This is a genomic window from Butyrivibrio sp. XPD2006 (assembly GCF_000420865.1).
Taxonomy (GTDB): Bacteria; Bacillota; Clostridia; order Lachnospirales; family Lachnospiraceae; genus Butyrivibrio.
The window spans coordinates 1-13062 of record NZ_ATVT01000016.1 but is presented as its reverse complement, the minus strand read 5'-3'; the positions used below and the strand labels follow the sequence as shown (position 1 = coordinate 13062).

Annotated in this window: 12 protein-coding genes, 2 tRNA genes, 1 rRNA gene and 1 riboswitch; of the genes, 14 read left to right on the top strand and 1 reads right to left on the bottom strand. The window is 47.6% G+C overall.

What is annotated here, in order from left to right; all coding sequences use genetic code 11:
- Positions 1–46 precede the first annotated feature (46 nt).
- Both G590_RS0115270 and G590_RS0115265 read left to right on the top strand, forming a co-directional pair.
- Positions 47–1546 carry a M23 family metallopeptidase gene (locus G590_RS0115270; protein WP_242829788.1) on the top strand — a complete coding sequence of 500 codons (1500 nt, stop codon included), beginning with the start codon at positions 47–49 and terminating at the stop codon, positions 1544–1546.
- A 72-nt stretch (positions 1547–1618) separates the two neighbouring features.
- On the top strand, positions 1619–2908 hold the full coding sequence (locus G590_RS0115265; RefSeq protein WP_022766528.1) for a UDP-N-acetylglucosamine 1-carboxyvinyltransferase: 1290 nt from the start codon (positions 1619–1621) through the stop codon (positions 2906–2908).
- A 35-nt stretch (positions 2909–2943) separates the two neighbouring features.
- On the opposite strand, the gene G590_RS0115260 is transcribed toward G590_RS0115265, so the two are convergent.
- Positions 2944–4029 (bottom strand): HD-GYP domain-containing protein, encoded by a 1086-nt coding sequence (locus G590_RS0115260; protein WP_022766527.1) that lies wholly within the window; start codon positions 4027–4029, stop codon positions 2944–2946.
- 95 nt (positions 4030–4124) lie between these two features.
- Positions 4125–4250, top strand: a riboswitch (FMN riboswitch).
- A gap of 162 nt (positions 4251–4412) precedes the next feature.
- Here G590_RS0115260 and G590_RS0115255 point away from each other — a divergent pair.
- The 12 genes from G590_RS0115255 to G590_RS0115200 all read left to right on the top strand — a co-directional run.
- Positions 4413–5198 carry an ECF transporter S component gene (locus G590_RS0115255; protein ID WP_022766526.1) on the top strand — a complete coding sequence of 262 codons (786 nt, stop codon included), beginning with the start codon at positions 4413–4415 and terminating at the stop codon, positions 5196–5198.
- Between the two features lie 107 nt (positions 5199–5305).
- Positions 5306–5743: a tRNA (adenosine(37)-N6)-threonylcarbamoyltransferase complex ATPase subunit type 1 TsaE gene (gene tsaE / locus G590_RS0115250; RefSeq protein WP_022766525.1), complete on the top strand. Its 438-nt coding sequence runs from the start codon at positions 5306–5308 to the stop codon at positions 5741–5743.
- Positions 5744–5771: 28 nt separating this feature from the next.
- A complete protein-coding gene (tsaB, locus tag G590_RS21170; protein WP_022766524.1) occupies positions 5772–7004 on the top strand; it encodes a tRNA (adenosine(37)-N6)-threonylcarbamoyltransferase complex dimerization subunit type 1 TsaB in 1233 nt (410 codons plus the stop codon).
- Positions 7005–7925, top strand: a complete 921-nt coding sequence (locus G590_RS0115240) for a ribonuclease Z (RefSeq protein WP_022766523.1) — start codon at positions 7005–7007, stop codon at positions 7923–7925.
- Between the two features lie 41 nt (positions 7926–7966).
- On the top strand, positions 7967–8551 hold the full coding sequence (locus G590_RS0115235) for a DUF6715 family protein (protein WP_022766522.1): 585 nt from the start codon (positions 7967–7969) through the stop codon (positions 8549–8551).
- A 2-nt stretch (positions 8552–8553) separates the two neighbouring features.
- Positions 8554–9450, top strand: coding sequence for a ChbG/HpnK family deacetylase (locus G590_RS0115230; protein WP_035763504.1), 897 nt, complete (start codon positions 8554–8556; stop codon positions 9448–9450).
- A 45-nt stretch (positions 9451–9495) separates the two neighbouring features.
- Positions 9496–10626, top strand: a complete 1131-nt coding sequence (gene tsaD, locus G590_RS19835; RefSeq protein ID WP_051142169.1) for a tRNA (adenosine(37)-N6)-threonylcarbamoyltransferase complex transferase subunit TsaD — start codon at positions 9496–9498, stop codon at positions 10624–10626.
- On the top strand, positions 10623–11330 hold the full coding sequence (ispD, locus tag G590_RS0115220; protein WP_022766519.1) for a 2-C-methyl-D-erythritol 4-phosphate cytidylyltransferase: 708 nt from the start codon (positions 10623–10625) through the stop codon (positions 11328–11330). The genes tsaD and ispD overlap by 4 nt, the downstream gene beginning before the upstream one ends.
- Positions 11331–11340: 10 nt before the next feature.
- A complete protein-coding gene (locus G590_RS0115215) occupies positions 11341–12408 on the top strand; it encodes a glycosyltransferase family 4 protein (protein WP_022766518.1) in 1068 nt (355 codons plus the stop codon).
- 183 nt (positions 12409–12591) lie between these two features.
- A tRNA-Ser gene (locus G590_RS0115210) sits at positions 12592–12677 on the top strand.
- Positions 12678–12732: 55 nt separating this feature from the next.
- Positions 12733–12821 (top strand) — tRNA-Ser (locus G590_RS0115205).
- 170 nt (positions 12822–12991) lie between these two features.
- Positions 12992–13062: ribosomal RNA gene (locus G590_RS0115200) — 16S ribosomal RNA — on the top strand; the annotation flags it as partial.

The window sequence follows — 13062 nt, the reverse complement described above, 5'->3', positions numbered from 1 at the left end:
GTTCTTACAATCAGCTCTTGTGATAATCATATGTTGGATTCTGTTTATGCCCAGCTTTGTAGGGTTCGAAAAGGGCGGCGATAACATTTTTACCGTAAAACTAAATGATGTAGTGGTAGGAATAGCAGGCTCTGAGGAGGATGCGTACGAGGCATACAGAGACGCCAGGAGAAGCGTTTCCGCAACCGATGACGAGCTGATTCTTGCCAAAGCCGACCTGTCCATAGAAGGCAGCAACGTTCTCTTTGGAACCGTGGATAATGTATCTTCCATGTCAAAAGAGATGGAGGCTGTACTTAAGGCTAATATCAGAAGCACACTCAACAGATCTTATTCCATCAAGATCAACGAGTTCGCAGTAAACCTCGCAAGCATAGATGACGTAATGAAGCTGCTTTCTACAGCTCTTTCAAACTATGACACCGAGGGCCTTTATGATGTGAACCTCGTGCTTGATACAGACCGTGAGGTTAATGTCCTTACACCTCAGGTTTTAAGCAAGGAAGAGGTTAAAAAGGAAGAAGAGATCGCAGAGAACAGTATGCCCCAGGCGGGATTTCAGGCGTGGCTGACACAGGTTGTCAATGAAGCCAAGCCCCTTGCCTACGACAAGGACTTCTCGGACTATGACCTTGGCCTTATGAGCATGGACTTTGCTGATAAGGTTGAGATCGTGGAGAGTTACCTTCCCGACAGCGAGATAACCGACCTGGCAACAGCCATCGACGATGTGACCAAGGACAAGGAAACAAACCAGATCTACGAGGTTCAGTCCGGAGATACTCTCGGATCCATCGCCATGAAGTTCGGCCTTACTGTTGATGATCTTGTTAATATGAATGAACAGCTGGAGAGCGAGCGTACCATGATAAGGGTACAGGATAACCTGATCGTTACTGTTCCCGAGCCTGAGCTCTCGGTTAACTATACATTACAGGAATACTATGAGGAGGATTACGAGGCGGAGATCCAGTACGTTGACAACGACAGCTGGTACACAACTCAGACCAAGGTCCTTCAGGAGCCGTCGGCCGGTCACAGAAAGGTTGTCGCTCTGGTTTCATATATGGATAACAGCGAAGTGGGACGTGAGATCGAGAAGGAAGAGATCACCTACAAGGCTGTTCCCAAGATTGTCGAGAGAGGAACCATTGTTCCACCTACATATATCAAGCCTATTTCCGGCGGAAGACTTACATCCGGATTTGGCAAAAGAAATCGTCCCACCAAGGGAGCCAGCTCCTACCACAAGGGTGTTGACTGGGCTACTCCTGTCGGTACTTCTGTTGTTGCTTCATCTTCCGGTGTTGTTACGAGAGCCGGTTGGGGAAGCGGATACGGATACTGCGTATATATCAGGCATCCGGACGGCAGGGAGACCAGGTACGGACATCTGTCCAAGGTACTGGTTTCAGTCGGACAGTCGGTTTCTCAGGGACAGAGAATTGCTCTCTCAGGAAATACGGGTGTATCTACGGGACCTCACCTTCATTTCGAGATTTTGGTTGGCGGAAGTCAGGTGAACCCGCTGAATTACTTGAACTAAACTATCGGTTTTACAAATACACATTATTGTGGTATAACTAATATTTGTTCAAGAAGAAAAAGAGAGATACCTATGGAAAAATACGTGATAAAGGGCGGAAATCCCCTGGTTGGCGAGGTCGAGATCGGCGGTGCCAAAAACGCTGCGCTGGCAATCCTGGCTGCTGCAACCATGACGGATGAGACTGTCTATATAGATAATATGCCGGATGCTTCCGATACCAATGCAATGCTGCAGGCTATCGAGAGCATAGGTGCTTTTGTTGAGCGTACCGGCAGACATTCGGTCAAGATCAATGCTTCACAGATCAAGGGCCACACAGTTGAAAATGATTATATCAAGAAGATCAGAGCAGGTTATTATCTGCTTGGTGCTCTTCTTGGCAAATACAAGGATGCCGGAGTTGCACTTCCCGGTGGCTGTCATATCGGACTTCGTCCTATTGACCAGCATATCAAGGGATTTAAGGCTCTTGGCGCCCAGGTAGACATTCAGGGTATTATTTATGCCAAGGCTGATAAGCTTGTCGGAAGCCACATCTACCTTGATGTTGTCAGTGTAGGTGCTACCATCAATATCATGATGGCTGCAGTTATGGCTGAGGGCAAGACCATCATTGAGAATGCTGCCAAGGAGCCTCATGTCGTAGATATTGCCAACTTCCTCAACAGTATGGGAGCCAATATCAAGGGTGCAGGTACAGATGTCATCCGTATCAGAGGAGTTGAGAAGCTCCACGGAACAGAATACACCATTATTCCCGATCAGATAGAAGCCGGAACATTCATGGTGGCTGCAGCAGCAACCAAGGGTGATGTGACCATCAAGAATGTAATTCCCAAGCACCTTGAGTCCATCACTGCCAAGCTTGTAGAGATGGGATGCCAGATCCACGAGTCTGACGATGAGATCAGAGTTGTGGCTACAAGAAGACTTAAGAACACACACGTCAAGACACTGCCATATCCGGGATATCCCACAGATATGCAGCCACAGATTACAGTGGCTCTGGGCCTTGCAAGTGGTATCAGTATAGTTACAGAGAGTATTTTTGAGAGCCGTTTCAAGTACGTTGATGAGCTCACCAGAATGGGAGCCAGCATCAAGGTTGAAGGCAGCACAGCTATTATCGAGGGTGTTGAGAGATACACCGGAGCGACAGTTTCAGCTCCTGACCTTCGTGCAGGTGCAGCACTTGTAATCGCAGCCCTTACTGCTGAAGGCTACTCAACAATTGAGGATATCAAGTATATCGAGAGAGGATATGAGGACTTTGAGATCAAGCTCCGCGGACTCGGCGCTCAGATCGAGAAGGTTGAAGAGGACAAGGATATCCAGAAATTTAAACTTAAGAACGCATAATAATAGCCTGACATGCTTAGCATGCCAGGCATTTTTTATATGATCTCCTGAATATAGACGCCGGGGCATTTCGACAGATCAATGTAATCGTTGCCCACCTTGATTGTCGGCCTGGAGAGATTTGCACTGTTAACAAATATGATCTCGCCGACTTCACCTGTATTAAGGCGCACGGTGTTGAGAAGATATGTGTTGACGATGTTGTGAAGGAAGGAAAGGATCATCTCAGGATCATATTTCTGGAAGCCTTCATCTTCAAACATTGAAATTGCAATGAACGGACAGATCGGACCGCGGTAGTATCTGGCACTGGTCATGGCATCGTAGACATCTGCGATGGCTACAGCCTTGGCAAATTTATCGATCTGCGGACCGCGAAGTCTGAGCGGATATCCTGTTCCGTCGCATCTTTCGTGGTGCATCAGCGCAGCGTTCTTGACATGGGCACTGATGCTCAGGTTCTTCATGGCTTCATACCCCTTCTGTGGGTGAGTCTTGACCAGTGAGAATTCGTCATCTGTCAGCGCTCCGGGCTTGGTGATGATGGAATCCGGAATAAGGAGTTTGCCGATATCATGGAAAAGACCTGCCTGAGTAGCAATCTCTACTTCTGATTCATCCCACTTGAGCCACTGGGCGATAATATTCGTAATGAGTGCCACGTTGATACAGTGTGTATATGTAGCATCGTCGTATAACCTTAAGTTGTGGAGCATATCAAAGATGTTGGAGGTGGTCCTGCCCTGACTGATGAGAGAATAGATCGGAGTCATCATCTCATCCAGATCAAGGTCTTCGTTGCCTTTCAGGATATCACCGATGGTGTGCTCAAACTTGGAGGCGCACTCCTCGAAATCGTGTTTGAATTCCTTGAAGGCTTCGGACTGCCTTAAACGCTCAGAATAAGTAAGCCCTGTCTCAGAAGCTCTTGGTGGAACTGTCTCTTCTGCAGGGGCATCCTCAATAAGTACGTCGATTATAGAATAGAATGCAAGTCTGGCAATGTCTTTTTCGTTGAGAACGGTTCCCTTATCCATGAGCTTGGTGTGGGAATCGTATGTAAACACATCATTGGCCAGAATCATTCCGGGTAAGAGTTTTTTAGTAAGTACTCTCTTCATGGTCCCTCATAAATTTACGTCAAATCGTACATGTATGTTATAATTATAAATCCTTGACAGTACCATGTGCAAGTTATACTATTAGCTGGTAAATAATAATTCTTCGGGGCAGGGTGAAATTCCCAACCGGCGGTATAGTCCGCGAACTGCTTGAGTAATCATGCAGCCGATTTGGTTAGATTCCAAAACCGACAGTAAAGTCTGGATGAGAGAAGAAGTGCAGAACATGAGCCGAGGTTCTTTCGAGGCCATGTGAGCCTGTCATTTTCACTTAACGATGCTTTCACGAGTTTAGTGTAGAATGATGGCAGTCCAACAATTTTCCCACTTTATCTCTCCTTCAAATCAAATAATTCAAAACCCGATGAGAAAGAAGGAGAAAAATGAACAACTTAAAGGAAACAATCACAAACATTGCAGGAGCACCCGGGCGTTTTGCCGCACTTTTGCTGCTTATCGTGGTAGCATTTGTCATCGCATATTTCGCCGAGAGGCTCGCACGTAAGCAGGAGCTTCAGTCAAACGGAACAGTAGAGGCTATGTTCAGCACCAGAAAGATCGCCATCATCGGTGTCTTTTCCGCTATCTCTTTTGTCCTCATGCTGCTTGAGTTCCCGCTTCCAATCGCACCATCATTCTACAAATTCGATTTCAGCGATATTCCCGCTCTGATCGGTGGATTCGCTGCAGGCCCTATGGTTGCGGTTATGATCGAGTTCATCAAGGTCACACTTAATGTTCTCATCCAGGGACCTACACCGGGATTTGTAGGCGAGATCGCAAACTTCTGCGTTGGAGCAGCTTTTGTTATCCCTGCAACAGTAATCTACAGATTCAAGAAGACCAGAAAGGTAGCTCTTATCAGCTGCATCACAGGTACTCTTTGCATCGCACTTGTAGGATCCACACTCAATGCTTTCTTCCTGCTTCCTGCATATGCCATCGCATACGGCGTTGATGTCAGCTACTTCGTTCAGGCCGGAACAGTTATCAATTCAGCAGTAACAGACGTATTCACATTCTGTGCAATCTGTGTTGCACCGTTCAACCTCTTAAAGGGAACAGTTGACAGCGTGCTTACATTCCTTGTTTACAAGCAGCTCAGCCCTATCCTTAAGACAACTCCTATGGCTGTTCGCAAGAGAATAGCCAAGGCAGAAGAGGCATAATACATTACAACTACATAACGCATACCACCAGGCGTGGCGGAATCTACCCGCGGCGCCCTTTTTGTGGTATCATAAAGTTGGTTTAGTTTGTGCATACGGGGGTAATTATGGAAATCGTAACCAGACATGAAACAAATAGCCCGGAAGAGACTTTTGAGATTGGCAGGAGGATCGGAGAGAGCGCAACGCCCGGAATGGTCTACACATTGATCGGAGACCTCGGCGTTGGCAAGACCGTGCTGACACAAGGCGTGGCTGCGGGACTCGGGATCATGGGACCTGTAAGTTCTCCCACTTTTACGATCCTTCAGGTCTATGACGAGGGCAGGATCCCGTTCTATCACTTCGATGTGTACAGGATCGGCGATGTCAGCGAGATGGACGAGATCGGCTATGAGGACTACTTCTACGGCGATGGAGTCTGCTTTATTGAGTGGGCTAACCTCATTGAGGAGCTGCTTCCCGAGCATTACACAGAGATTGTGATTGAAAAGAACCTTGAAAAGGGCTTTGATTACAGGCTCATCACCATGACCAGGCACTAAACCATAATAATTACAGGAATGCGTAAATATGAAGATATTAGCAATAGACACATCGGGACTGGTTGCTACCGTTGCCATCTCTGACGGCGACATTTTAAAAGCACAGTTTTCGATCCAACACAAAACAACACATTCAGAGATTCTGATGCCCATGTTGGACGACATGGCGAGGAAGATAGGACTTGATCTTTCCACCATCGATGCCATCGCAGTGGCCAAAGGACCCGGCTCTTTTACCGGACTCAGGATAGGCTCTGCAACGGCCAAGGGACTTGCACTGGCACTTGATAAGCCCATCATCCCGGTTCCCACTGTGGATGCATTGGCTTACAATCTCTACGGCAATGAGAAGATAATCTGCCCGATGATGGACGCCAGAAGGAATCAGGTCTACACCGGTATCTATACCTTCGTGCCCAGTCCTACCGAGGAAAAGAGCTTTGAGCAGGGCTTCGACATGCGCGTGATCAGAAAACAGTACGCTGCTTCCATTGACGATATCATCACTGAGCTCAACAGCATCGGCAAGAGCGTGGTGCTCCTTGGTGACGGAATCCCTGTCTACCATGACAAGCTCGAGCAGGGCCTTAAAGTGCCTTTCACAGTTGCGCCGCTCCACATGAACAGACAGAGCGCAGCTTCACTTGCTGCCCTTGCTGTTAAATATGCTGCAGATGGTATTACGGTTTCCGCTGATGAATTTGCTCCGGATTACCTTCGCCTCTCCCAGGCAGAGCGTGAATCTCTGGAAAAAGACAAATCGGATTCCGGAAATCTTTCTGAGAAAAAAGCAGCACTTCGCAACACTCCCGGCAAAGTCCGCATAAGGCAGATGACAGCCGAGGATGTTGAGGATGCCTGGAAGCTTGAACAGATAAATCTTGGCAAGGAGGCCTGGACACAGAAACAGCTCCTTGACGCCATGACTAGAGATGATACAGTTTACCTGGTGGCTGAGATGGCCGGCAGGATTGTTGGACTGTGCGGCGTTCGGAATATCTCCGGCGAGGGCGAAGTCACCAACGTCTCCGTATCGGGCGATGTCCGCAGGGAAGGCTGCGGCTACAAGATGGTCAAGCAGCTCCTTGAGAGAGGCCGCGGCATCGGCATCAAGGACTACACTCTGGAAGTAAGGGCCCAGAACGCCCCTGCCATAAGGCTTTATGAGAAGCTTGGATTTAAGAGCGAAGGCGTGCGCCCGGGATTCTATGACGAGCCCAAGGACGACGCAGTGATTTATTGGAAGAGAGAAGAGAATTAAATGATAGATGTTTGCTTACTTGGAACCGGCGGAATGATGCCGCTTCCAAACAGACTTCTCACAGCACTTCTTGTGAGATATAACGGCAAGTGCATCCTCATCGACTGTGGTGAGGGAACACAGATTGCCATGAAGAAAAAGGGCCTCAGCGCCAAACCCATCGATGTTATGTGCTTTACGCACTACCATGCGGACCACATCTCGGGACTTCCCGGAATGCTGCTGACCATGGGCAATGCGGAGCGCACAGAGCCTCTTTTGATGGTTGGGCCCAAGGGCCTTGAGAAGGTGGTAAACAGCCTCCGCGTCATAGCACCGGAGCTGCCTTTTGAGATCAGGTTCAAAGAGATTACCGGAGACGAGATGTCTTTTGACCTGGAAGGAATGCCTGAATTTACGATTACAGCCTTCAAGGTTAATCATAATATTACATGCTACGGATACACCATGAACCTGCGACGCCAGGGCAAGTTCAATGTTGAGGCAGCTCAGGAGAAGGGAATTCCCAGAGATTTCTGGAACAGCCTCCAAAAGGGTGAGACCATTGTGACAGATGACGGTATCACCTACACGCCCGACATGGTTCTGGGGGAGGAACGCAAGGGCATTAAACTCACCTACAGCACGGATTCAAGGCCGACGGACAGCATCGTCAGAAATGCAGCGGATTCAGATCTATTCATCTGCGAGGGCATGTACGGCGAGGCAGACAAACTCCAAAAGGCCAAGGAATACAAGCACATGACCTTCTACGAGGCAGCCAGAATGGCAAGTGACGCCAAGGTAAAGGAGATGTGGCTTACCCACTACAGCCCGTCACTGGTAAACCCCATGGAGTTCATGCAGGATACCAAGAAGATTTTTCCAAACACTATTGCAGCCAAGGACGGCCGAAGCTGCACCCTTAGATTCACTGAATAAACTTAAAGGCCGGCAGACCTGTGCCGGCGGAAAGAGGAAACATGGAAAAAGGCAGTGTTGGATCAGCGATAATTAAATCGGTTGTACTTATTGTTCTCGGAGCGATGGTGATTCTGGGAGTTTATCTTATGCTCACAAGAACCAAGAGACAGCCGGCCAAGGATGAGGACTATACGATCACAGTCGTTGATGAGATCACGACCACCAATCTTGAGAAAACCTATCCCGCCAGCGCCAGAAAAGTCGTTGAGCTCTACGCCAAGATCATGCAGACTCTGTACAGGGAAACCTACGACGAGGATCAGAGAGACGCAATGATAGCGGTTCTTCAGGGTCTTATGGACGAGGAACTTTTGGCCAACAACGTGAATTTCGCGGGGGCCATACAGGTAGAGGTCAACAGCAGAAAGGCCCAGCAGTACTCAATTCCGGCCTATGTTGTTCAGGCAAAAGAGCCTGAGGAGGTCTCTGTGGACGGCCGCAAGATGTGCAGTGTTGACTGCCTCTTTAACGTCAGGAACGCAACAAACCCGACGGTTACACATTATTATACGTTTATCCTGAGGAGGGACCAGGAGACTGGCAACTGGAAGATCCTGGGATGGACGCCCAAGGAAGAAGAATAGAAATGATAGAATACCACGCAGATGACTATGGGATGTTCAGAACCCAGAGTCAGCATATAATTGACTGTTACCACAACGGAGCGCTGAATGGCATCAGCATCATGCCAAACAGCCCGTATCTTGCTGAGTGCATGGATGCGATAAAAGACATCAGGAAGAAGCTCTTTGTGACAGTACATATAAATTTCGTGGAGGGACAGCCTCTTACCGGGGTCAAAGCCTCCAGACTTACCGACAGCGACGGCAATTTCAATGTCGGATTTGCAAAGCTTTTGTTAATAGGCTGGGTGCCGGTACTTCGCAGAATTTATTATCGCCAGATAAGGCGCGAAGTGGAAGCTCAGATCCTGGCCTGCAGACAGTACATGAATGATGATAAGTTCAGACTGGACGGCCATGTACATTATCACATGCTTCCGCTGATCTTTGACGCGATGATGGATGTAGTCAGGGAGAATAACCTGGAGGTTTCATATATCAGATTCCCCAGAGAGGACCTTAACGTTTATCGCAAGGTTTCAGGCAAGATCAAGGGAATAAAGCCTATCAACGTTGTGAAGGTTCTGGTTCTGAATACCCTTGCCGCTCGCAACGAGCGTAAGTATAACGAGACATTAAGACGCCTTGGCGTTGAGAAGAAGTTTTTCATGGGTGTCATGCTCTCGGGTCACATGTTTTATGACAATGTAAAAGAGTGCATCCCTGCGGCAGCAGATGTTCTGGCAGACAAGGGACTTTCAAACATGGAGATTTTATTCCATCCGGGAGATGTTACTGACATCACAGAAGTTTCTCAGATCACCAGCAAGGACGATCTTGATTTTCTAAACGTAAACAGCGCCAACAGACAAAAAGAGGCTGAAGCCCTCGTTAAATTAGGCGGCGGATTAAAGAGATAAATTATGAAGATAGACAAGAATGTAGAAAACGACGGCGTGATCTTCATGTCGATAAAAGAGAATGATGAAAAGGCAGCAGAGACCGGACGTGACGGGGATGTGACAATCCTAGCCATTGAGAGCTCCTGCGACGAGACGGCTGCGGCGGTAGTGAGAAACGGCAGGGAGGTTCTCTCCAACATCATTTCATCCCAGATCGCGCTCCATACTGTTTATGGCGGAGTTGTTCCCGAGATCGCTTCCAGGAAGCATGTTGAGAAGATCAACGGATGCATCAGAGCTGCACTTGATGAGGCGGGTCTTACTCTGGACGACATGGATGCCATTGCTGTAACCTACGGGCCCGGACTTGTAGGTGCACTTTTGGTGGGAGTTTCTGCGGCCAAAGCAATCTCTTTTGCCAAAAACAAGCCACTTATCGGCGTCCATCACATAGAGGGCCACATAAGTGCCAATTTCATTGAGAATAAAGAGCTTGAGCCTCCGTTTGTGTGCCTCGTGGTATCAGGGGGACACTCTCACCTTGTGGTAGTCAAGGATTACGGCGAGTACGATATCATAGGCCAGACCAGAGATGATGCGGCAGGAGAAGCCTTTGACAAGGTTGCCAGAGCCATTGGGCTTGGTTATCCGGGAGGCCCCAAGATCGACAAAGCAGCCAGAGAGGGCAATCCCGATGCATTCACATTCCCTCAGGCCAAGATAGAAGGCGCGGAGTACGATTTCTCTTTTTCCGGACTCAAGTCTGCAGTTCTCAATCTCATCAATCAGGCCAAAATGCAGGGGCAGGAGCTCAGTCAGGCGGACGTTGCAGCATCCTTCCAGAAGGCTGTTGTAGAGGTTCTTGCGGGACATGCAATCCGTGCCTGCAAGGAGTACGGCATGAACAAGCTCGCCATCGCCGGAGGAGTTGCATCCAACACCGCACTTCGTGAGCTTTTGGAAAAAGAGTGCGCGGCTAATAATATCGAATTTTACAGGCCAAGTCCTGTTTTATGTACCGACAATGCAGCAATGATAGGCGCTGCGGCTTATTTTGAATACAGAAAAGGTGTCAGGTTCGGACTGGACATGAACGCAGTTCCCAACCTGCCGCTTGGCGACCGTGAGAGACGCTTCCACGGCAGAGCCTCTCGCCTTGATAAGCTGGAGCAAGACTTTGGAGGACGAAGATGAAAACAGTTGCGATAGTTCTGGCAGCAGGCTCCGGCAGCAGGATGCAGTCGGATGTTAAGAAGCAGTACATGGAGATCGGTGGCAAGCCTCTTATTTACTACTCTCTTAAAGCTTTTGAGGAGAGCATCATCGACGACATCGTACTGGTTGTTTCAAGGGGCGATGTTCCATATGTGACAAAAGAGATTGTTGAGAAATATAAGTTTGACAAGGTTACGGCGGTTGTTGAGGGCGGACTTGCCAGATATCACAGCGTAAGGCTCGGACTTCAGGCAGCAGCTGCAGATTGTGATTATGCGTTCATTCACGACGGCGCGAGACCCTTCATAAACAGGGACATTATTTTGAGAGCACTTCAGGCAGTCAAGGAATATAAAGCCTGTGTGGTAGGTATGCCCGCCAAGGATACCATCAAGATTGCAGATGAAAAGGGCTTTGCAGCATCGACGCCTGACAGGAATCTGATGTGGACTGTGCAGACTCCGCAGTGTTTTGCATACAAGATGATACTGGAACTCTATCAGAGACTTGACCGTGAAGAGGGTGACCTTATGGCCAAGGGTATCAATATTACTGACGATGCCATGGTTGTAGAGTATTATACCGACACGAAGGTTAAGCTCGTAGAGGGCTCCTACGACAATATTAAGATAACGACTCCTGAGGATATCGCTGTTGCAGAGGCAATCCTGGGAAGGAAATAAGGAATTATCAATGTCAGATAGTAAGATAAAGGTTCTGATGGTGGGCCCCGACAGAGGCGTTCACGGCGGAATCTCAGCTATTGTCAACAACTACTATGAGGCCGGCCTGGATAAAAGGGTCGACCTCAAATATATAGGAACCATGAAAGAGGGAAGCAGGGGCAAAAAGCTTTTGGTGGCTGCCACTGCTTACTTTAAGTTTTTATGCTCTCTCGGATGGTGTGACGTTGTGCATGTCAATGCATCTTCCGACAGCAGTATTATGAGGAAGTCTTTTTTTATAAGAGCAGCTTATCGTCATAACAAGAAGATCGTGCTTCATCAGCACGGCGGAGATTTTGTCAATTACTTTGAGAATCAGATAAGTGAAAAGAGAAGACAGTACCTGCGCAGAATACTTGATATGCCTGATGCTATGCTGGTGCTGACGCCGTTCTGGAAGGAGTTCTTCTCCGGGCTTACAGATGAAGGTAAGATCCGTGTTTTCCCTAACTGTGTTGCTGTTAATAGTGAAGACGGCTTTGCGGATACACTCGTTGATGGCAGAGATATGAACAAACTGCTTTTTCTGGGACGTATCTGTAAGGATAAGGGTATGGACGAGCTTTTGAACGCAGTTGAAGAGGTCGGCAGACTCAACAGGAATGTAAGGCTTTGTATAGGTGGAATTTACGAGGACGAGAGTTACAGAAAGAAGATAGAAGGTAACGAGTTCGTTGAGTTTTTAGGATGGATATCGGGAAAAGACAAGGCGAAATACCTCAGCGAATGTGGTATCTTCGTACTTCCGTCATATTATGAAGGCTTTCCTGTTTCAGTTCTGGAGGCCATGGCGGGCGGTTGTGTTGTTGTTGCAAGTCGTGTCGGCGGTATTCCTGATGTAGTGACTGACGGAGAAAACGGTGTACTTATTGAGCCAAAAAGCTCTGAAATGCTGAAAAATGCTATTCTGAGGGTTATGGAAGACAATGATTTTGCCGATAAACTCAGAGTGAATGCTTATAAAAAAGTAAAAGAAAATTACTCAAGCAGTGCCAGCGTGGAAAGACTAGTAAATATCTACAATTCTCTTGTTTGATATTTGTTATTTTGTTACAAAGCATGTTTTTTATTTGATAAATTATAAAATAAAAGAAAAAATTTGAAAAATGTTGTTGACATCTACCCCCTGCTTTGTTAATATAAATCTTGCGCTGCGCGAGATGCCACAGCAACTCAAACAGAGCGTTATCTTATCTGAGACATAGTGGTAAGTTAACTCGGAGCGATATCGAAGCGGTCATAACGAGGCGGTCTTGAAAACCGTTTGGCGGCAACGCCACAAGGGTTCGAATCCCTTTCGCTCCGCTTAATTATGAACACGCTGCTACAACAATATAAGTTATTGTGTATCAACTATTTTGCAGAAGTACTCAAGTGGTTGAAGAGACACCCCTGGAAAGGGTGCAGGTCGTTAATAGCGGCGCGAGGGTTCAAATCCCTCCTTCTGCGTTGCCTTACGCAATCAGTAAGGGTCATAATTATAGCACCTTGACAAATAAACAGTAATGCAACCCTGAAAAATTCTAAGAGAATTATTCAGAAGAAACAAACCAAAAGTAATAACGGACAGAACGAAAAGCTAACGTTTTAGTTCTGGCTGGAATTGAACTAACTTATTTAAACGTGAGAGTTCGATCCTGGCTCAGGATGAACGCTGGCGGCGTGCCTAACACATGCAAGTCGAACGGAG

Excerpts from the sequence above, each read along its gene's own strand:
- G590_RS0115270 (WP_242829788.1), top strand. The coding sequence starts at position 47 with ATGCCCAGCTTTGTAGGGTTCGAAAAGGGCGGCGATAACATTTTTACC.
- G590_RS0115265 (WP_022766528.1), top strand. The coding sequence starts at position 1,619 with ATGGAAAAATACGTGATAAAGGGCGGAAATCCCCTGGTTGGCGAGGTC.
- G590_RS0115260 (WP_022766527.1), bottom strand. The coding sequence starts at position 4,029 with ATGAAGAGAGTACTTACTAAAAAACTCTTACCCGGAATGATTCTGGCC.
- G590_RS0115255 (WP_022766526.1), top strand. The coding sequence starts at position 4,413 with ATGAACAACTTAAAGGAAACAATCACAAACATTGCAGGAGCACCCGGG.
- tsaE (WP_022766525.1), top strand. The coding sequence starts at position 5,306 with ATGGAAATCGTAACCAGACATGAAACAAATAGCCCGGAAGAGACTTTT.
- tsaB (WP_022766524.1), top strand. The coding sequence starts at position 5,772 with ATGAAGATATTAGCAATAGACACATCGGGACTGGTTGCTACCGTTGCC.
- G590_RS0115240 (WP_022766523.1), top strand. The coding sequence starts at position 7,005 with ATGATAGATGTTTGCTTACTTGGAACCGGCGGAATGATGCCGCTTCCA.
- G590_RS0115235 (WP_022766522.1), top strand. The coding sequence starts at position 7,967 with ATGGAAAAAGGCAGTGTTGGATCAGCGATAATTAAATCGGTTGTACTT.
- G590_RS0115230 (WP_035763504.1), top strand. The coding sequence starts at position 8,554 with ATGATAGAATACCACGCAGATGACTATGGGATGTTCAGAACCCAGAGT.
- tsaD (WP_051142169.1), top strand. The coding sequence starts at position 9,496 with ATGTCGATAAAAGAGAATGATGAAAAGGCAGCAGAGACCGGACGTGAC.
- ispD (WP_022766519.1), top strand. The coding sequence starts at position 10,623 with ATGAAAACAGTTGCGATAGTTCTGGCAGCAGGCTCCGGCAGCAGGATG.
- G590_RS0115215 (WP_022766518.1), top strand. The coding sequence starts at position 11,341 with ATGTCAGATAGTAAGATAAAGGTTCTGATGGTGGGCCCCGACAGAGGC.